Genomic DNA, 17366 nt, shown 5'->3' on the forward strand with positions numbered 1-17366 from the left:
TCTGACGTCGCGTCAGATCCAGTCGCCCGGAGCGTAGGCGCCCGGCCGGGCGCGGTCCAGGGTCCGCGCGTCGCCGATGGACGCTCCGGGGCGGCGGGCGTACTGTGAATCTGACGGTCCATCAGATTCAAGGAAAGGGCGGGGAGCGATGGAACTGCCCCGGATCATCAGCGTCGACGACCACGTGATCGAACCCGCACACCTCTTCGAGACCTGGCTGCCGGCGAAGTACCGGGACCGCGGGCCCCAGCCGCTGACCGCCGGGATCGGGGAGCTCGCCTACGTCGGCGGGAAGTACCAGATCACGATGGACCCGGACGGCCCGCCGACCGACTGGTGGATCTACGAGGACCTGAAGTTCCCCTACAAGAGGAACATCGCAGCCGTCGGCTTCGACCGGGACGAGATGACCCTGGAGGGCATCACCCGCGAGGAGATGCGGCGTGGCTGCTGGGACCCCAAGGCCCGGCTCGCGGACATGGACCTCAACCACGTCGAGGGTTCGCTCTGCTTCCCCACCTTCCCGCGCTTCTGCGGCCAGACCTTCGCCGAGGCCAAGGACAAGGAGGTCGCCCTCGCCTGCGTCCGCGCCTACAACGACTGGATGGTCGAGGAGTGGTGCGGGGACAGCGGCGGCCGGCTGATCCCGCTCTGCCTGATCCCGCTGTGGGACGTCGGCCTGGCCGTCGCCGAGATCCGCCGCAACGCGGCCCGCGGGGTGCGGGCCGTCACCTTCAGCGAGATCCCGACCCACCTCGGGCTGCCCAGCATCCACTCGGGGTACTGGGACCCCTTCTTCGCCGTCTGCGAGGAGACCGGGACGGTGGTGAACATGCACATCGGCTCGTCCTCGCAGATGCCGGCCGCCTCCCCGGACGCGCCGCCCGCCGTGCAGGCCTCGCTCTCCTTCAACAACGCGATGGCCTCGATGATGGACTTCCTCTTCAGCGGGGTGCTGGTGCGCCACCCCCGGCTCAAGCTCGCCTACAGCGAGGGGCAGATGGGCTGGATCCCCTACGCCCTGGAGCGGGCCGACGACGTCTGGGAGGAGCACCGCGCGTGGGGCGGCGTGCGCGACGTGATCCCCGAGCCGCCCTCCACCTACTACTACCGGCAGATCTTCTGCTGCTTCTTCCGCGACAAGCACGGCGTCGCCTCGATCGACGTCGTCGGCCGCGACAACGCGACCTTCGAGACCGACTACCCGCACGTCGACTCGACCTTCCCGCACACCAAGGAGGTCGCCCTCGACCATGTGAAGGGCCTCGACGACGAGACGGTGTACAAGCTCATGCGCGGCAACGCCATCCGCATGCTGGGGCTGGAGCCGGACCGGTGGACCTGACGTACACCGAGGCGGAGCAGGCGTACCGGGGCGAGCTGCGCGCCTGGCTCGCCCGGACGCTGCCCACGCTGCCGCCCGTGCCGGACCCCGCCGACTGGCCCGCCCGGCGGGCGTACGACACCGGCTGGCAGCGGCGCCTGCACGAGGCGGGGTACGCCGACGTCCACTGGAACGCCGATCCGACCCGGCGGCTGATCTTCCTGGAGGAGACCGAGCTGGCCGGGGCGCCCTACGTCGGCGCGAACTTCGTCGGTCTGCTGCACGCCGGGCCCACCATCGCCGCCGAGGGGACGGCCGGCCAGCGTGAACGCTGGCTGCCTCCGGTGCTGCGCGGGGACGAGGTGTGGTGCCAGGGGTTCAGCGAGCCGGGGGCGGGCTCGGACCTGGCGTCCCTGCGGACGCGGGCGGTGCGCGACGGCGACGCCTACGTGGTCACCGGTTCGAAGATCTGGACCTCGCACGCCGAGGTCGCCGACTGGTGCGAACTGCTGGTGCGCACCGATCCCGACGCACCGCGGCACCGCGGCATCAGCTGGCTGGCGATGCCGATGGACGTGTCGGGCGTGACGGTGCGGCCGCTGCGGACCCTCGCCGGGACGACGGAGTTCGCCGAGGTCTTCCTGGACGAGGTGCGGGTGCCGGTCGCCAACCGGGTCGGCGCGGAGAACGACGGCTGGCGGGTCACGATGGTGACCCTCTCCTTCGAGCGCGGCACCGCTTTCGCCGGCGAGGTCGTCGCGTGCCGGCGGACCCTGCGCGAACTGGCCCGGACCGCCCGGGAGACGGGAGCCTGGGACGACCCCGTGCTGCGGCGCCGGCTGGGCCGCCTGGCGGCGGAGTTCGGTGTCCTGTGGCGGCTGGTCCAGTGGAACGTCAGCGCCGGCGCCCCGGGCGTCGGGGGCTCGGTCCTCAAACTGCGCTACTCGCACGCGCGCCAGGAGCTCTACGACACCGCCGCCGAGCTCCTCGGCCCGTCCGGGGCGCTGGACGCGGACCGCCCGTGGACGGCGGACCGGCTCTCCTCGCTCTCGTACACCATCGCGGCGGGCACGTCGCAGATCCAGCGGAACATCGTCGCCGAGCGGATCCTCGGCCTGCCGAAGGGGGCGTGAGCGGCCGTGGACTTCCGCCTCACCGAGGACCAACGGGCGCTCGCCGACGGGACCCGTGGACTGCTGGCGCGGCTCTACCCGGCGGAGCGCCTGCGGGAGGACGCCGCCGGGGCGGCCGAGGGGACCCCGGCGCCCCTCGACCGTGAGATGTGGAGGGCGCTGGGGGAGGCGGGGTTCTTCGCACTGCGGCTGCCGGAGGACCGGGGCGGGCTCGGCCTCGGCCTCCCGGAAGCCGTGCTCGTCTTCGAGGAGGCCGGACGGGTGCTGCTGCCGGGGCCGCTGGTGACGACGCACCTGGCGGCCGGACGGGTGCCGGGGGCGGCAGAGGGCACCACGGTGGTCACCGCGGTCGACGGTGAGCTGGCCGAATGGCTGGAGGCGTCCGACCATGTGCTGGGCTCCTTCGACAAGGCCGAGACGGTGCGTTCGGTGGACCCGCTCACCCCCCTGCACCGGGTGGTGGGCGGCGAACCGGCCGGCGACGGTGGAGCCGGCGAACTGCTGACCTCCGCGCAGCAGACCGGCAGCGCGGCGCGCACCTTGGAACTCGCCGTGCGGTACGCCGCGACCCGGGAGCAGTTCGGGCGGCCCATCGGCTCCTTCCAGGCGGTCAAGCACCTGTGCGCCGAGATGCTGGTCCGGGTCGAGATGGCACGTACGGCGGTGCGTGCCGCGGCGGTCTCCGGTGATCCGGGCGAGACGGCGGCCGCACGGCTGCTGGCGGACGAGGCGGCCGTCCGCAACGCCCGCGACTGCCTGCAGGTGTTCGGCGGGATGGGTTTCACCTGGGAGGCGGAGGTGCATCTCCACATCAAGCGGTCGTGGATCCTGCGGAGCCGGGGCCGTTCCGTGGCGGAGTGTGAGGAGCAGCTCGCGGGGAGACTCCTCGACGAGACTCTTTGCCGGATTTAGGCAGTTATGGCTGATTCGTCACGGATAAGGAGTCCCCGAGCGTCGATATCGGGTTGTGTCCGAGGTGTGACTCGTCACGCCGTGGAGTCGGAGCCTGCCTCGGGTACGCTCCATCGGGTGCGTGTGGTGGCGAAACGCGACGGATGTGGCAGTGGCGGGGTCTCGGTGCCCGGCGGGCTGCCTGTACCGGTCTGTTCGATTTCGCCCCGTAATGAGCCCCGCACAGTATGCAGCACTCGTGCCCCCTTGCGCTGGAATATGCCCGAAGCGCTTGTTGCGGTCACTGCGGGTCAATCATGCTGGGTTGCGAAGAGGTCACGTACGGTGACCCTGCCGAGGCGCGAGGCGACGTGTCCGCCGGTTCGGATGGTGTGAGCGGTGCAGGTGCTCCAGGTTCAGCTTGAGGTCGGCCCCGACCCCGCGGAGGTGGGCCGGGCCCGCCGGTGGGCCCGCTCGCGTCTCGCGGGCTCCGGCATAGGAGCCGACGAGCCGGTCGCCGAGACGCTGATCCTGCTCATCTCCGAACTGGTCACCAACGCCGTCGTGCACACCGGCTGTCCCGCCGTGCTGCGGATGCTCTTCCGCTCCTCCGGCGCCGCGCAGAGCGGCGAACAGGAGACCGTGCGCGTCGAGGTGGCCGACACCAGCGACGCGCCGCCACGGCCGCGGCACGCCGACAACGACGAGACCGGCGGCCGGGGACTGGAACTCGTGGACGGCCTCGCGGACCGCTGGGGCTGGCAGCGTGAAGGTGCCGGCAAGCAGATCTGGTGCGAGATCGACCGCAGCGAGCGCCCCGCGATCGTCCCCGCGCAGTCCATGGGCGGCCTGATCCGCCGCCCCGCCTTCTGACCGTACGGACCTCCCTCAGAGCACCGCCACCGGCGCGACCGGACTGCCGACCCCGCCCACGAAGGGCTGTGGGGTGGCGTCCAGCAGGAACACGTACCGCCCCTCCTCGGCGCAGGCCTCCGACAGCGCCTCGAGATTCCAGTTCTGGCCCTGGGGCATGCCCATCTCCACCAAGTCCAGGGCGTGCACGGCGAGCCACAGGTCCTCGATCTCCGGCGGGAAGATCTCGAAGGTCAGCGTGTCGTTGGCGACCGCCGCGACGTCGCGGGCGTGGAACCACTCGGGGGTGCGCACCGACATCCCCGGTGACGGGAAGGCGTAGGCGTGCTTGTCGCCCGCCAGGTACACGCGCATCTGACCGGTGCGGACCAGCACGACGTCCCCGGCGCGGACGGTGGTCCGGGCCAGTTCCTCGGCCGCGTCGAGGTCGTCGGGGGTCACCGCGTGGTCGCCGGGCAGCCGGTCGGTGCCGCGGGCGCGGGCCACGTCGAGCAGGACGCCGCGGGAGAGCAGCGTCGTGATCTTCTCTATGCCGCTGAAGGCGGCGCCGCCGTGGGCGGTGATGGAGTCGGCCGGGCGGCCGTTGTAGATCCGTCCCGAGTGCGAGACATGGGTCAGCGCGTCCCAGTGGGTCGCCGCCTGCAGCCCCATGGTGACGATGTCGTCGCTGGTGGCGACCGTGCCCGGGCCGAACATCTCGTGGTTGAGCATCACCATGGTGCGCAGGGGGTTGACCCGGCCCGGGATCATTCCCGTCTGCACCCCGTCCTGCTGCAGGGGCAGCGCGAGCGGCACACGGCGTCCGCTGCGCACGGTGCCGGCCGCCGCGCGGACGACCTCGTCGGTGACCAGGTTGAGGGTGCCGATCTCGTCGTCCTCACCCCAGCGGCCCCAGTTGTTGACGCGCTTGGCGATGTCGTGGAACTCGGCGGGGAACGCCATCGCTGCCTCCCGGTCTCAGGGCTTGTGCTGGGGTGCGTCCGTGCTCCTAAAATCTAACGGTCCGTCAGAAACTCTGAGAAGGGGCGGGACCGGACGTGGGCAACTTCCTGAACGGAAAGGTCGTCGCGGTCACCGGGGCCGGGCGTGGCATCGGGCGGGCCGTCGCCCTCACGTGCGCGGCCGAGGGCGCCAAGGTCGTCGTCAACGACTACGGTGTCGCGGTCGACGGCAGCGGACCGACAGGTGAGGTCGCGGCCGCCGTCGTCAAGGAGATCGAGGCGGCCGGCGGCGAGGCCACCGCGGTGACCGACGACGTCTCGTCGATGGCGGGCGGCGAACGGATCGTCACCACGGCCGTGCAGACCTACGGCCGCGTCGACGGAGTCGTCTGCGTCGCCGGGATCCTGCGCGAACGCATGCTCTTCAACATGGGCGAGGACGAGTGGGACCCGGTCCTCGCCACCCATCTGAAGGGCACCTTCACCGTCTTCCGCGCCGCCTCGGCCGTGATGCGACGGCAGGGCTCGGGCACCCTCGTCGGCTTCACCAGCGGCAACCACCAGGGCAGCGTCTCCCAGGCCAACTACTCCGCGGCGAAGGGCGGGATCATCTCGCTGGTGCGCAGCGCCGCACTCGGACTGCACCGCTACGGCGTGACCGCCAACTGCGTAGCCCCCGTGGCACGCACCCGCATGTCCGTCAACGTGCCCATGGAGCTCGCCGAGATCGGCGAGCCCGAGGACGTCGCCGCCATGGTCGCCTTCCTGCTCAGCGACCACGCCCGCGACATCACCGGACAGGTCTACACGGTCGCCGGACCCAAGATCGCGGTCTGGGCGCAGCCCCGCGAACTGCGCGCCGCCTACGCGGACGGCGGGGGATGGACACCGCAGCGCATCGCCGCCGCGCTGCCCGGCTCCGTCGGCACCGACCCCATGCCGATGCTCGCCCAGGTCGAGGCCATGCGCGCCGCCGCGGCCGCCTCCCGAGGGCAGTGACGGCCCCGCACCGAGGAGAGGGCGGACCATGGACTTCACCTTCGGCCCGGAGACGGAGGCCTTCCGCGCAGAGGCCCGGGAGTGGCTGACGGCGCACCCGGACCGCGCACCCGGCAGGGAGTGGGAGCGGGAACTCGGCGCCGCCGGCTGGATCGGCCTCGGCTGGCGCGGCGACTACGGCAACCGGCGTGCCACCCTGCCCCAGCAGGTCGCCTGGGGCGAGGAGTACGCCCGCGCCGAGGCGCCCGCCCGGTCCGGGCACATCGGCGAGAACCTGCTGGCACCCACCCTGGAGGCGCACGGCACGCCCGACCAGCGCGACCGCTTCCTGCCGCCGGTCGCCCGCGGCGAGGAACTGTGGTGCCAGGGGTACAGCGAGCCCGGGGCGGGCTCCGACCTCGCCGGCGTCCGCACCGCGGCCGCCTCGGACCACGACGCCGACGGTCCCTGCTACCGCGTGACCGGCCAGAAGATCTGGACCTCCCTCGCCCAAGACGCCGACTGGTGCTTCGTCCTGGCCCGCACCGAACCCGACTCGCGCCGGCACCACGGACTGAGCTTCCTGCTGGTCCCCATGGACCAGCCCGGCAGCGTCGAGGTCCGCCCCATCCGCCAGCTCACCGGGACGGCCGAGTTCAACGAGGTCTTCTTCGAAGGGGCCCGCGCCGATGCCGCCCACGTCGTCGGCGGGGAGGGCAACGGCTGGCAGGTCGCCATGTCCCTCCTGGGCTTCGAGCGCGGGGTCTCCACCCTCGTGCAGCAGATCGGCTTCGAACGCGAACTGCGGCAGGTCGTCGACCGCGCCGTCGCCACCGGGGCGGTGACCGACCCCGTGCTGCGGGACCGGCTGGTGCGCCAGTGGGCCGAGTTGCGCACCATGCGCTGGAACGCCCTGCGCACGCTGGGCACCGCCGACCCGGCCGCCCCGAGCGTCGCCAAGCTGCTGTGGGGCGGCTGGCACCAGCGGCTCGGCGAACTGGCCGTCGCCGTCCGCGGCGCCCCCGCCGCGACCGGCCCAGCGCCGTGGGAGCCGGAGCGGCCCTACGAACTCGATCAGGCCCAGCGCATGTTCCTCTTCAGCCGCGCCGACACCATCTACGGCGGCTCGGACGAGATCCAGCGCACGATCATCGCCGAGCGGGTGCTCGGCCTCCCGAAGGAGCCTCGCGGATGAACAGCGACGGGACGTACGGCCATTGGATCGGCGGCCGGTGGCACGAACCGGCCGGAGCGCACTATCCAGTTGTCAATCCGGCCACGGAGGCGACCGTCGGGCACGCCCCCGAAGCGGGCCCGGCGGACGTGGACGCCGCGGTGCGCGCAGCCCGGGACGCGTACGAGGGCTGGTCCCGTACGAGCCCGGCGGAGCGCGCCGCGATCCTGGAGCGGATCGCGGACGTCCTCGCCTCGCGGTCGGCGGATCTCGTACCGCTGCTCCAGCAGGAGACGGGAGCGACGATCCGTGTCGCGTCGAGCATGCAGATTCCCACGGCGGTGGACCGCTTCCGGCGCTACGCGCGGGGCGCGCTGGAACCGGACACGATCCCCTTCGCGCCGCAGCCCGTGAAGGCCTCGCCGCTCGCCCCCGGCGGGCTGGTCAACGCGGCGGCGGTACGGCGTCCGGTGGGCGTCGTCGCCTGCATCACCTCCTACAACTTCCCCCTGGTCAACCTGGCCGGCAAGGTCGCCCCCGCCCTGGCCATGGGCAACACCGTCGTCGCCAAGCCCGCGCCCCAGGACCCGCTGACCTGCCTGCTGCTCGGCGGGATCATGCGGGAGGCGGGCCTGCCCGACGGGGTGTTCAATGTCATCACCGGCTCGGGCGCCGCGGCCGGTGAGGCACTGGTCGCGCACCCCGGCGTCGACATGATCAGCTTCACCGGCTCGACGGCGGTCGGGCAGGCGATCGCCCGCGTCGCGGGCGCGTCGATGAAGCGGACCCTGATGGAACTGGGCGGCAAGGGCGCGGCGATCATCCTCGAGGACGCCGCACCGGGCGTCCTCAGATCAGCGGTATCTGCTGTCGGTTCAACATGGGCATTCCATTCAGGTCAGATCTGCACGGCACCGACCCGTGTGCTCGTCCCCCGCGGGCGGTACGAGCAGGTGATCACCGCCCTTGAACAGTACGCCCGTTCGCTGACCGTCGGGGACCCTGTGGATAACTCCACCGTCGTCGGCCCGCTGATCACCGCCGCGCACCGCGACCGCGTCGAGGCGTACATCGCCGGCGCCCGCGAGCAGGGCGCCCGCGTCGTCACCGGCGGCGCGCGCCCCGACCTCAAACCCGGCTACTACGCGGCCCCCACGCTCCTCGCGGACGTCACGCCCGCCATGACGGTCGCCCGCGAGGAGATCTTCGGCCCGGTCGTCGCCGCCCTCCCGTACGACACCGAGGACGAGGCCGTCGAGATCGCCAACGGCACCCCGTACGGCCTGTACGACTACGTCTTCGGCAGCGACACCGCGCGCGCCTGGGCCCTGGCCGCCCGCCTGCGCAGCGGCAACGTCGGCATCAACACCGTGCAGCGTCACCCCGAGACGCCCTTCGGCGGCTTCAAGCACAGCGGGATCGGCCGCGACGGCGGCTCCTTCGGACTGCACGCGTACAGCGAGCTCCAGGCGGTGGTGTGGTGATGAGAGGCGTGATCTTCGACGGGACGGAGCCCGCGGTCGTCGACGACCTGGAGGTCCGGGACCCGGGCCCGGGCGAGGTGCTGGTCCGCATCCACGCGGCCGGGCTGTGCCACAGCGACCTGTCCGTCGTCGACGGGGTCATCCCCTTCCCCGTACCGGTCGTGCTCGGCCACGAGGGGGCGGGCGTCGTCGAGGCGACCGGCGCCGGCGTCTCGCACGTCTCGCCGGGCGACCGCGTGGCCCTGTCCACCCTCGCCAACTGCGGCACCTGCCCGGACTGCGACCGGGGCCGCCCGACGATGTGCCGCAAGGCCATCGGCCGTCCCGGCAGGCCCTTCAGCCGTCAGGGCGAGCCGCTGTTCAACTTCGCCTCCAACTCGGCCTTCGCCGAACTGACCGTCGTCAAGGCCGTCCAGGCCGTCCCCCTCCCCGCGGACATCCCCCTCACCTCGGCCGCGCTCATCGGCTGCGGGGTGCTGACCGGGGTCGGCGCCGCCCTCAACCGCGCCCGGGTCGACCGCGGCGACACGGTCGTGGTCATCGGCACCGGTGGCATCGGCCTGAACGTGCTGCAGGGCGCGCGCATCGCGGGCGCCTCCCGGATCGTCGCCGTCGACACCAACCCGGCGAAGGAGGAACCCGCGAGGCTGTTCGGCGCCACCGAGTTCGTGGACTCGGCGGAGGCGGCTCGCGCGCTGCTGCCCACCGGCGCCGACCACGTCTTCGAGTGCGTCGGCCACGTCGGGCTCATCCGCCAGGCCGTCGACCTCCTGGACCGCCACGGCCAGGCCGTCCTGCTGGGCGTGCCACCGGCCGACGCCGAGGCGTCCTTCCTGGTGTCCTCCATGTACCTCGACAAGTCCATCCTGGGCTGCCGCTACGGCTCGGCACGGCCGCAGCGCGACATCGCGCTCTACGCCGACCTCTACCGGCAGGGCCGGCTCCTGCTGGACGAACTCGTCACCCGCACCTACCCGGTGGAGGACTTCGCCAAGGCGGCGGAGGACGCCCGGGGCGGCCGCGTGGCGCGGGGCGTGCTGACCTTCTGAGGCGGGTCAGAACGCCGCCGTCGCCCGGAAGGTGCGCCGGTAGGCGCTGGGCGAGACGCCGAGGACGGCCTGCAGGTGCTGCCGCATGGAGGCCGCCGTGCCGAACCCGGCCTGCGAGGCGACCTGGTCGACCGACAGGTCGCTGGACTCCAGCAGGTGCCGGGCGCGCTCGACGCGCTGCTGTGTCAGCCACTGCCCGGGGCTGGTGCCCACCTCCTCCCGGAAGCGGCGGGTGAAGGTGCGCACGCTCATCGCCTCGCGCTCGGCCAGCTCGCGCAGCGTCAGCGGCTGGTCGAGCCGGTCCAGCGCCCAGGAGCGCGCCGCGGCCGTGGTGGCCTGCTGGGGCTCGGGGACGGGCCGTTGGATGTACTGGGCCTGTCCGCCCTCCCGGTGCGGCGGCACGACCGTACGGCGCGCGCTGGCGTTGGCCACGGCGGTGCCGTGGTCACGGCGTACGAGGTGCAGGCACAGGTCGATGCCCGAGGCGACGCCCGCGGAGGTGAGGATGGCGCCGTTGTCCACGTACAGGACGTCCGGCTCGACCCGCACCTGGGGGAAGAGCCTTTGGAAGTGGTCCGTGCTCGACCAGTGCGTGGTGGCGCGCAGACCGTCCAGGTGGCCGGCCGCGGCGAGGAAGTACGAGCCGGTGCAGATGGAGACGAGCCGGGCGCCGGGGCGGATGCGGGCGAAAGCCGCCGCCATCTCCGCGGGCAGCCTGCCCTCGGTGTGCGCGACGGAGCGCTCATGGGCGGCGGGGACGATGACGGTGTCGGCCGTCTCCAGGACCTCGGGGCCGTGGGCGACGTGGATCTCGAAGTCGGCCTCGGCGCGCACCGGCCCGGGACCGTGCGGGGAGCACGTCACCACCTCGTACAGATCGACCCCGTCGGAGTCCCTCGCGCCGCCGAAGATGCGGTGCGGGATGCCCACTTCGAAGGGGATCACACCGTGCTGCACCAGGACGACGACCCGGTGGCGCACCGGTGTGCGCGGCGCGGCGGTCGGAGAAGGCGTCTCCATGGATTCGGCCATGGCCCGATCCTTGCACAACATGGCCATCCGGCCACTCGTTTCGTGAAAGACGATGCCGGATGCTGACCTGGTGACGCAGACTCCCGAGCTTCCCGTGCAGCCCCTGGCCGACAGGGGCCCCGACGTTCCCCGGCCGTTCCGCACGCCCCGGATCCACCGCGCGTGGTCGGTGGCGGCCGCCGCCTTCGTCACGCTCATCGGCGCCGCCGGCTTCGCCTCCCTGCCCGGACTGCTGATCGAGCCGCTGCACGGCGAGTTCGGGTGGTCGCGGGGCATGATCGGCCTGGCCGTCTCGGTCAACCTCGCGCTCTACGGCGTGACGGCGCCGTTCGCCGCCGCGCTCATGGACCGCTTCGGCATCCGCCGGGTCGTCGCGGCCGCGCTCGTCACCATCGCGACGGGTGCGAGCCTGACCGTCTTCATGACCGCGAGCTGGCAGCTCGTGCTCCTGTGGGGCGTGCTCGTCGGGCTGGGCAGCGGCTCCATGGCCCTGGCCTTCGCGACCACCGTCACCAACCGCTGGTTCGAGGACCGGCGCGGCCTGGTCACGGGCATCCTGACGGCGGCCGGCGCGGCGGGACAGCTGATCTTCCTCCCCCTGCTCTCCGTCATCATCGAGCACGCGGGCTGGCGCGCCGCGGCCCTCACCGTGGCGGGCGCCGCGGTCGTCGTCGCGCCCTTGGTCTACCTGCTGCTGCGGGACCACCCCGCCGACGTGGGCCTGGCCCCGTACGGTGCCGCGGAGTTCGTGCCGAAGCCGCCGCCGGTGACGGGGGCGGCCAAGCGGGCGGTCAAGGCGCTGTTCAACGCAGCCCGCGGCGGCCCGTTCTGGCTGCTGGCGGGGACCTTCGCGATCTGCGGCGCCTCGACGAACGGCCTGGTCAAGACGCACTTCGTGCCCGCGGCCCACGACCACGGGATGCCGGTGACGGCCGCCGCCTCACTGCTCGCCGTGATCGGCATCTTCGACATCGCGGGCACGGTGGCCTCCGGCTGGTTCACCGACCGCTTCAGCCCGCGGCGGCTGCTGGCCACCTACTACGGGCTGCGCGGACTGTCGCTGATGTTCCTGCCGGTGCTCCTGAACGACGCCGTCCACCCGCCCATGGTGCTGTTCATCGTCTTCTACGGCCTGGACTGGGTCGCCACCGTGCCGCCGACCATCGCCCTGTGCCGTGAGTTCTACGGCGCCGACAGCGCCATCGTCTTCGGCTGGGTACTCGCCTCCCACCAGTTGGGCGCCGCCCTGGTGGCGTTCCTCGGTGGCGCGGCGCGCGACACCTTCGGCTCCTACGACGTGGTCTGGTACTCCTCCGGGGCGCTGTGCGCGGTGGCGGCGCTCATGGCGCTGGTGATCCGGCGGCGGGCGACCCCGGGCGCCGGGGCGCTCCCGCTCGCGGCGTAGCCGGCCGGCCCCGGCGCCGCCGGGTCCCGCGGCTGCCCTGGTGGCGGTACGGGAACCGCGTGCGGCGCCGGGGCGTCCGTCCTGTGCGTGAGGGAAGCGGCCAAGGGCCTCACCGGCCTCCTTGTGGCGGGCCTGGGTGCGGCGTCCGCGCTGCTGGCATGGGCGCCGCTCGCCAGGGTCAACGTCGAGGGCGGCTTCGAGGGACAGCGCCGGGATTTGAGCGTCCTCTACGTGGACCTTCCGCTCATCGCCGCGGGCGGTGCCCTGGTGCCGCTCGCCTTCTGGCTGCTCACGCTGCGCGGGTCGCGCCGCCCCGGGCTCGCGGCCCTGGTGGCGGCGGCCGTGGCCGCCCTCGGGATCTGGGCGCTGACCAGTTGGTGGGCGCCCCACCAGGCGCCGGAGTTCACGGGCTGAGGCGCGTACGGCGGCCGCGGTCAGGGCGCGAGCCGGCCGAAGCTGCCGCGGTGGAAGAGCAGCGGCCCGTCGTCTTCCGCACCGTGGCCCAGATCCCGGACCCGGCCGATGACGACGAGGTGGTCGCCGCCGGTGTGCACGGCGTGGATCGCGCAGTCGATCCACGCGGCCACGCCGCGCAGCCGGGGCGAGCCCGTCACCGGCGCCGGATCCCACTCCACGCCCGCGAACTTGTCCCCGCCGCTCACGGCGAAGGAGCGGCACAGCTCCTGCTGGCCCGCGCCGAGCACGTTCACGCAGAACACCCCGGCCCGCGCGATGCGCGGCCAGCTGGTGGATGTGCGCGCCACCATGAAGACGACCAGCGGCGGATCGAGCGACAGCGACGCGAACGACTGGCAGGCGAACCCGGCGGGTCCGCCCTCCGCGTCGTCCCCGGGCGCCGCGATCACCGTCACGCCGCTCGCGAAGTTCCCCAGCACCTTCCGGAATTCGGCCTGGTCCACCGGGGCGCGCTCGTCCGGCCGCACGGCCCGCAGTTCGGGCGGCGGCAGCGGGTCCACCCGCCCGGACGTCGTCACCGCCCCGGCCGACCGGAGGTAGCGCACGACGGCGACCGCCATGCCTGCTTGTCCCATCACGCCTCCCATTGAAACTGACGGATCGTCAGAAGTGAAGGCCCGCACGGCAGCCGGACGAGGATCGGGCGTACCGTGCCGGCCATGGGATGGGGTACGGGGTGGGGGTCCCCGGCGCGGCCCGCGGTCGACCCGTGGGGCGATGCCGGACGCGCGGCGGCGGTCACGACGTACTGCGCGGTGGGGGTGATCGCGGCAACGGTCCGTATGGTCGTCCTTCCGTCCCTGAAGTCCTCGGACGGTGCCTTCGAGGAACCGCTCGCCCTTTGCGTGCTGCCGCTGGCCCTGGTCCCCCTGTGGGCCTTCGCAGTGGCCGCCTCGCTCCTGCACGCCCTGCCGGCGACGGTCCTGGGACTCCGGCTCGCGGCGCGCACGGGGCGCCCCCGTTGGCTCTGCCTGCTGGCGGCGGAGGCCGCGACGGCCGCCGTCCTCGCGGTGCCGGTGGTGTGGCTCGGCGGTCCGTACCCGCTCACGTGGCTGTGCCTCGCGGGTGCCGGTGCGGCGCCGGTGCCGGTCACCTCGTTCTACGCGGGGCGCCGGGACCCGGAGGGCAGGACCGGGTGGGCGCGGCAGCGGCAGGTCGCGTTCCAGATCTCCGTCGTGGCGATCGCGGTGGTCGGGCTCGTCTTCGCGGGCGCTTTGCTGGCGTACGGCACCGGACTGCTGGAGGAGTACCGGCCCCCGCCCGGGGCCGGGGCGCCCGGGGAGTGAGCCTTCGCGGTGTCACCGGCCACGGAAGTCCGGTGGGCGGCGTTCGATGAAGGCGCGCAGTCCCTCCTGGGCGTCGGCGGTGGTCATGTTCTGCTCCTGCGCGGCCGCCTCGGCGGCGAAGGCCGTCGCGCGGTCGGAGTCCAGGGACGCGTTGACGAGTTGTTTGGTCAGGGCCAGGGCGCGGGTGGGGCCGGAGGCGAGTCGCTGGGCGAGGGCGTCGGCGGCCGAGTCGAGTTCCTCGCCGGGGACGACGCGGTTGACCAGCCCGAGGCGTTCGGCGGCGGCGGCGGGGAGGTCGTCGCCGAGGAGGAGGAGTTCCTTCGCGCGGTGCGGGCCGATCAGGCGGGGGAGGAGGTAGGCGCCCCCGCCGTCGGGGACGAGACCGCGGCGGACGAAGACCTCGATGAACTTCGCCGTGTCGGCGGCCAGGACGAGGTCGCAGGCGAGGGCGAGATGGGCACCGAGACCGGCGGCCGTGCCGTTCACGGCGGCGACCACGGGTTTCTCGCAGTCGAGGACGGCGGCGATGAGGCGCTGGGCCCCGGACCGGATCGTCCGGGCCACGTCGCCCGCGACCCGGTCCGCGGCGGCCGGACCGCCGCGCAGGTCGGCCCCCGCGCAGAAGGCCCGGCGGCCGGCGCCGGTCAGGACGACGGCCCGCACGGCCGGGTCCGCGGAGGCCTCCAGAAATTTCTCGATGAGGCGTTCGCGCAGGTCAGGGGTGATGGCGTTCATCGCCTGGGGGCGGTTGAGGGTGAGCCGGGAGACCCCGTTGTCGGTGACGTGGAGTACAACGGATTCCACGGAGCCATCACGCTCCGTGACCACTCCACGGGGGGAGTCAGTCATGTGTGTTCTCCTGACGGCAGACGGCCAGTGCGTCGAGGGCGCAGGCGCCCTGCCCGCGCGGCAGCACCATCAGCGGATTGATGTCGAGTTCGGCGAGGCCGTCGCCGAGTTCCAGGGCCATGCGCTGCACGCGGAGGATGACGTCGACGAGCGCGTCCGCGTCGGCGGGTGGCGCCCCGCGCACGCCGTCGAGCAGGCGGGCGCCGCGCAGTTCCCGCAGCATGTCCCGCGCGGTCCCGGCGTCGAAGGGCGGTACGCGGACGGCGGTGTCCCGCAGGACCTCGACGAGGACCCCGCCGAGGCCCGCGGTGACGGTGGGCCCGAAGAGCGGGTCGTGGCTCATGCCGACGACCATCTCCACGCCTCGCTCCACCATCTGGCAGACGAGGACGCCGTCGAGGTCCAGGTCCTCGCAGCGGGCGATGTCGGCGAGTTCGCGGTAGGCGTCGCGGACCTGGCTGGCGGAAGTGAGGCCGATCTTGACCAGGCCGAGTTCGGTCTTGTGCGCGAGCCGGTCGGCGGACGCCTTCATCACCACGGGGTAGCCGACCTGGGCCGCCGCCCGGACGGCACCGGCGGCGCTGGTGACCAGTTGCTCGCGCGGGACGCGGATTCCGTACGCCCGGAGCAGCTGCTTGGCGGCGTGCTCGCTCAGCCGGCGGCCGGGGTGCAGCAGGGCGCGCGCCTTCCGTGCGGAGGAGGAGGGCGTGCGCGGCGCGTCGTCGAAGGGGGAGCGGTAGCCGGCGGCGAAGCGGTGGTGGTCCAGCCACGCCCGTACGGCGGTCACGCAGTTGCCGAAGGTGCGGAAGGTGGCGAGCCGGGAGGAGCCGAGCAGGGTGGTCCGGTAGGCCTCCTCGGTGCCCACGGGGGAGCCCCAGATCACGCACACCAGTTTGTCGGTGGCCTCGGCGGCCTCGGCGAGGTCCCGGGCCAGCCGGTCGCTCATCGGAGGGAAGGGGCCGGTGATCGGGCAGACGAGCACGCCGACCGCGGGATCGGCGAGGATCGCGTCGATGATCTTCCGACCGCGCCAGTCCCCGACGGGATGGCCCCCGCTGTCCACGGGGTTGGAGACGTTCAGGTACTCCGGTATCCACTGGTGGAGTTCGGCCTGCTTCGGCTCCGGGAGGGTGGGCAGCGGCAGCCCGGCGGTGGTGGCCAGGTCCGCGAAGTGCGCCCCGGTGCCGCCGGAGATCGAGTAGACGACCACGCCCTCGGCGGCCGGCGGCCGGGCCCGGGCCAGCAGGGCGGCGGTGTCCTGGAGTTCGTCCAGGGCGTCGACGCGGATCACGCCGAACTGGCGGAAGGCGGCGTCGGCGACCGCGTCGGATCCGGTGAGCTTGCCGGTGTGGGTGGCGGCGGCGCGGGTGCCCGTCTCGGTACGGCCCACCTTGACCATGACCACCGGCACCTTGTTACGGGCCGCGCGGTCGGCGGCGAGGGCGAACGAGCGCCCGTCCTTGAGGCCTTCGGCGTAGACCGCGATCGCGCCGACCTCGGGCCGCCCGGCGAAGTAGGAGAGGAAGTCGGCGGTCTCCAGGTCGGCCTCGTTGCCGGTCGGTGCCCAGTGGCTGAGCCGGATGCCGAGCTCCTGCAGGGCGTAGACCGGACGGCCCTGGTGGCCGGACTGGGTGATCAGGGCGATCGCCGGCCCGGGGAGGTCCTCACGGAACGCCTGGAAGGCGTTGAGGTTGGTGTTCGGCCCCAGCAGTCGCAGTCCGCTGCCCGCGACGGCCCGGCCGAGCCGCTCCTGGGCGGCGGTGCCCGCCTCCCCGGTCTCGGCGAAGCCGGAGGCGAAGACGACCGCGAACCGTGCCTTGGCCCCGGTGAGCTGTTCGAGGACGGGGAGGGGGTCGGCGACGAGCAGGACGGCGAGGTCGACCGGCTCGGGGAGATCCGCGACGGATGCGTGGCAGGGCAGGCCGAACACGGTGCCGCGGCCGGGATTGACCGGGTGGAGCCGGGCGCCGACCCGCTCGGCCCAGGTGACGAGTTGCCGGGTGATGCCGGTGTTGGGGCGGCCCTCGGCGTCCGAGGCGCCCACCACGGCCAGGGACTCGGGCCGGAAGAAGCGGTCGAGGTCGGGCACGCAGGCGTGCAGCGGGCGCCCGCTGACGTCCACGTCGTCCGTGCCGTGGCCCGGGCCGCCGGCGTCCGCCGCGGGATCGGTGCCGCGTGTGCTGAAGGTCGATCCAAGCATGTGTCTCGCCCGTCCCGCTCGAAGGTCCAGAGAACTGACGCAATGTCAGATTACTGAACTGACGATCCGTCAGGAACGGGGAGGATGCGAGAAACCTGTGCGCCCCGCGGGAAGGCGGTCCGGCCGGCCGAAGGGGAGAGGGCCGGCCGGTCCGCCGGACCGGGGTGGAGCGGGAGTGGTACGGGGGCAGTGCGGGGGTGCGCAGGGGTGGTACGGAGGCGGTGCGTGTGGCGTCGCGGGTGCTCGTCCGTACCCCCTCGATGCCCACCG

At 73.1% G+C, this 17366-nt stretch carries 16 protein-coding genes; 11 read left to right on the forward strand and 5 right to left on the reverse strand.

Annotated elements, in window-relative coordinates; genetic code table 11:
* Window positions 1–148: 148 nt before the first annotated feature.
* From OG937_25225 to OG937_25240, 4 genes are all read left to right on the forward strand, one after another.
* On the forward strand, window positions 149–1345 hold the full coding sequence (locus OG937_25225) for an amidohydrolase (GenBank protein WUD74758.1): 1197 nt from the start codon (window positions 149–151) through the stop codon (window positions 1343–1345).
* Window positions 1336–2457, forward strand: coding sequence for an acyl-CoA dehydrogenase family protein (locus tag OG937_25230; GenBank protein ID WUD74759.1), 1122 nt, complete (start codon window positions 1336–1338; stop codon window positions 2455–2457). The genes OG937_25225 and OG937_25230 overlap by 10 nt, the downstream gene beginning before the upstream one ends.
* 6 nt (window positions 2458–2463) lie before the next feature.
* Window positions 2464–3369, forward strand: a complete 906-nt coding sequence (locus OG937_25235; GenBank protein ID WUD74760.1) for an acyl-CoA/acyl-ACP dehydrogenase — start codon at window positions 2464–2466, stop codon at window positions 3367–3369.
* 378 nt (window positions 3370–3747) lie between these two features.
* A complete protein-coding gene (locus OG937_25240) occupies window positions 3748–4221 on the forward strand; it encodes an ATP-binding protein (protein ID WUD74761.1) in 474 nt (157 codons plus the stop codon).
* A gap of 15 nt (window positions 4222–4236) precedes the next feature.
* Here the strand turns inward: OG937_25240 and OG937_25245 are convergent, their stop codons facing one another.
* Window positions 4237–5163, reverse strand: coding sequence for a cyclase family protein (locus tag OG937_25245; GenBank protein ID WUD74762.1), 927 nt, complete (start codon window positions 5161–5163; stop codon window positions 4237–4239).
* A 95-nt stretch (window positions 5164–5258) separates the two neighbouring features.
* Here OG937_25245 and OG937_25250 point away from each other — a divergent pair, with 95 nt between their 5' ends.
* The 4 genes from OG937_25250 to OG937_25265 are packed head-to-tail and all read left to right on the forward strand — an operon-like array spanning window position 5259 to window position 9847.
* Complete coding sequence (locus OG937_25250; GenBank protein ID WUD74763.1) at window positions 5259–6161, forward strand: SDR family oxidoreductase; 903 nt, start codon at window positions 5259–5261, stop codon at window positions 6159–6161.
* Window positions 6162–6189: 28 nt separating this feature from the next.
* On the forward strand, window positions 6190–7335 hold the full coding sequence (locus OG937_25255) for an acyl-CoA dehydrogenase family protein (protein WUD74764.1): 1146 nt from the start codon (window positions 6190–6192) through the stop codon (window positions 7333–7335).
* The gene (locus OG937_25260; protein WUD74765.1) at window positions 7332–8798 is read left to right on the forward strand and encodes an aldehyde dehydrogenase family protein; all 1467 of its coding nucleotides are present in this window, start codon (window positions 7332–7334) and stop codon (window positions 8796–8798) included. The genes OG937_25255 and OG937_25260 overlap by 4 nt, the downstream gene beginning before the upstream one ends.
* Window positions 8798–9847: a Zn-dependent alcohol dehydrogenase gene (locus tag OG937_25265; protein WUD74766.1), complete on the forward strand. Its 1050-nt coding sequence runs from the start codon at window positions 8798–8800 to the stop codon at window positions 9845–9847. The genes OG937_25260 and OG937_25265 overlap by 1 nt, the downstream gene beginning before the upstream one ends.
* A gap of 6 nt (window positions 9848–9853) precedes the next feature.
* On the opposite strand, the gene OG937_25270 is transcribed toward OG937_25265, so the two are convergent.
* Complete coding sequence (locus OG937_25270; GenBank protein WUD74767.1) at window positions 9854–10879, reverse strand: helix-turn-helix domain-containing protein; 1026 nt, start codon at window positions 10877–10879, stop codon at window positions 9854–9856.
* A gap of 70 nt (window positions 10880–10949) precedes the next feature.
* Here OG937_25270 and OG937_25275 point away from each other — a divergent pair, with 70 nt between their 5' ends.
* Both OG937_25275 and OG937_25280 read left to right on the forward strand, forming a co-directional pair.
* Complete coding sequence (locus OG937_25275; GenBank protein ID WUD74768.1) at window positions 10950–12284, forward strand: MFS transporter; 1335 nt, start codon at window positions 10950–10952, stop codon at window positions 12282–12284.
* 87 nt (window positions 12285–12371) lie between these two features.
* Window positions 12372–12698 (forward strand): hypothetical protein, encoded by a 327-nt coding sequence (locus OG937_25280; protein WUD74769.1) that lies wholly within the window; start codon window positions 12372–12374, stop codon window positions 12696–12698.
* A 20-nt stretch (window positions 12699–12718) separates the two neighbouring features.
* Here OG937_25280 and OG937_25285 read toward each other — a convergent pair whose 3' ends face one another.
* Entirely contained in the window at window positions 12719–13336 is a 618-nt protein-coding gene (locus OG937_25285; GenBank protein WUD74770.1) for a flavin reductase family protein, read from the reverse strand.
* Between the two features lie 84 nt (window positions 13337–13420).
* On the opposite strand from OG937_25285, the gene OG937_25290 reads away from it, so the two are divergent.
* Complete coding sequence (locus OG937_25290; GenBank protein WUD74771.1) at window positions 13421–14047, forward strand: hypothetical protein; 627 nt, start codon at window positions 13421–13423, stop codon at window positions 14045–14047.
* A gap of 12 nt (window positions 14048–14059) precedes the next feature.
* Here OG937_25290 and OG937_25295 read toward each other — a convergent pair whose 3' ends face one another.
* Both OG937_25295 and OG937_25300 read right to left on the reverse strand, forming a co-directional pair.
* Complete coding sequence (locus OG937_25295; protein ID WUD74772.1) at window positions 14060–14896, reverse strand: enoyl-CoA hydratase; 837 nt, start codon at window positions 14894–14896, stop codon at window positions 14060–14062.
* Window positions 14889–17096 carry an acetate--CoA ligase family protein gene (locus OG937_25300; protein WUD74773.1) on the reverse strand — a complete coding sequence of 736 codons (2208 nt, stop codon included), beginning with the start codon at window positions 17094–17096 and terminating at the stop codon, window positions 14889–14891. The genes OG937_25295 and OG937_25300 overlap by 8 nt, the downstream gene beginning before the upstream one ends.
* Between the last annotated feature and the right edge of the window lie 270 nt (window positions 17097–17366).

It is taken from the genome of Streptomyces sp. NBC_00510 (assembly GCA_036013505.1).
Classification (GTDB): domain Bacteria; phylum Actinomycetota; class Actinomycetes; order Streptomycetales; family Streptomycetaceae; genus Actinacidiphila.

Excerpts from the sequence above, each read along its gene's own strand:
- OG937_25285 (WUD74770.1), bottom strand. The coding sequence starts at position 13,336 with ATGGGACAAGCAGGCATGGCGGTCGCCGTCGTGCGCTACCTCCGGTCG.
- OG937_25295 (WUD74772.1), bottom strand. The coding sequence starts at position 14,896 with ATGACTGACTCCCCCCGTGGAGTGGTCACGGAGCGTGATGGCTCCGTG.
- OG937_25225 (WUD74758.1), top strand. The coding sequence starts at position 149 with ATGGAACTGCCCCGGATCATCAGCGTCGACGACCACGTGATCGAACCC.
- OG937_25265 (WUD74766.1), top strand. The coding sequence starts at position 8,798 with ATGAGAGGCGTGATCTTCGACGGGACGGAGCCCGCGGTCGTCGACGAC.
- OG937_25255 (WUD74764.1), top strand. The coding sequence starts at position 6,190 with ATGGACTTCACCTTCGGCCCGGAGACGGAGGCCTTCCGCGCAGAGGCC.
- OG937_25270 (WUD74767.1), bottom strand. The coding sequence starts at position 10,879 with ATGGCCGAATCCATGGAGACGCCTTCTCCGACCGCCGCGCCGCGCACA.
- OG937_25300 (WUD74773.1), bottom strand. The coding sequence starts at position 17,096 with ATGCTTGGATCGACCTTCAGCACACGCGGCACCGATCCCGCGGCGGAC.
- OG937_25245 (WUD74762.1), bottom strand. The coding sequence starts at position 5,163 with ATGGCGTTCCCCGCCGAGTTCCACGACATCGCCAAGCGCGTCAACAAC.
- OG937_25290 (WUD74771.1), top strand. The coding sequence starts at position 13,421 with ATGGGATGGGGTACGGGGTGGGGGTCCCCGGCGCGGCCCGCGGTCGAC.
- OG937_25260 (WUD74765.1), top strand. The coding sequence starts at position 7,332 with ATGAACAGCGACGGGACGTACGGCCATTGGATCGGCGGCCGGTGGCAC.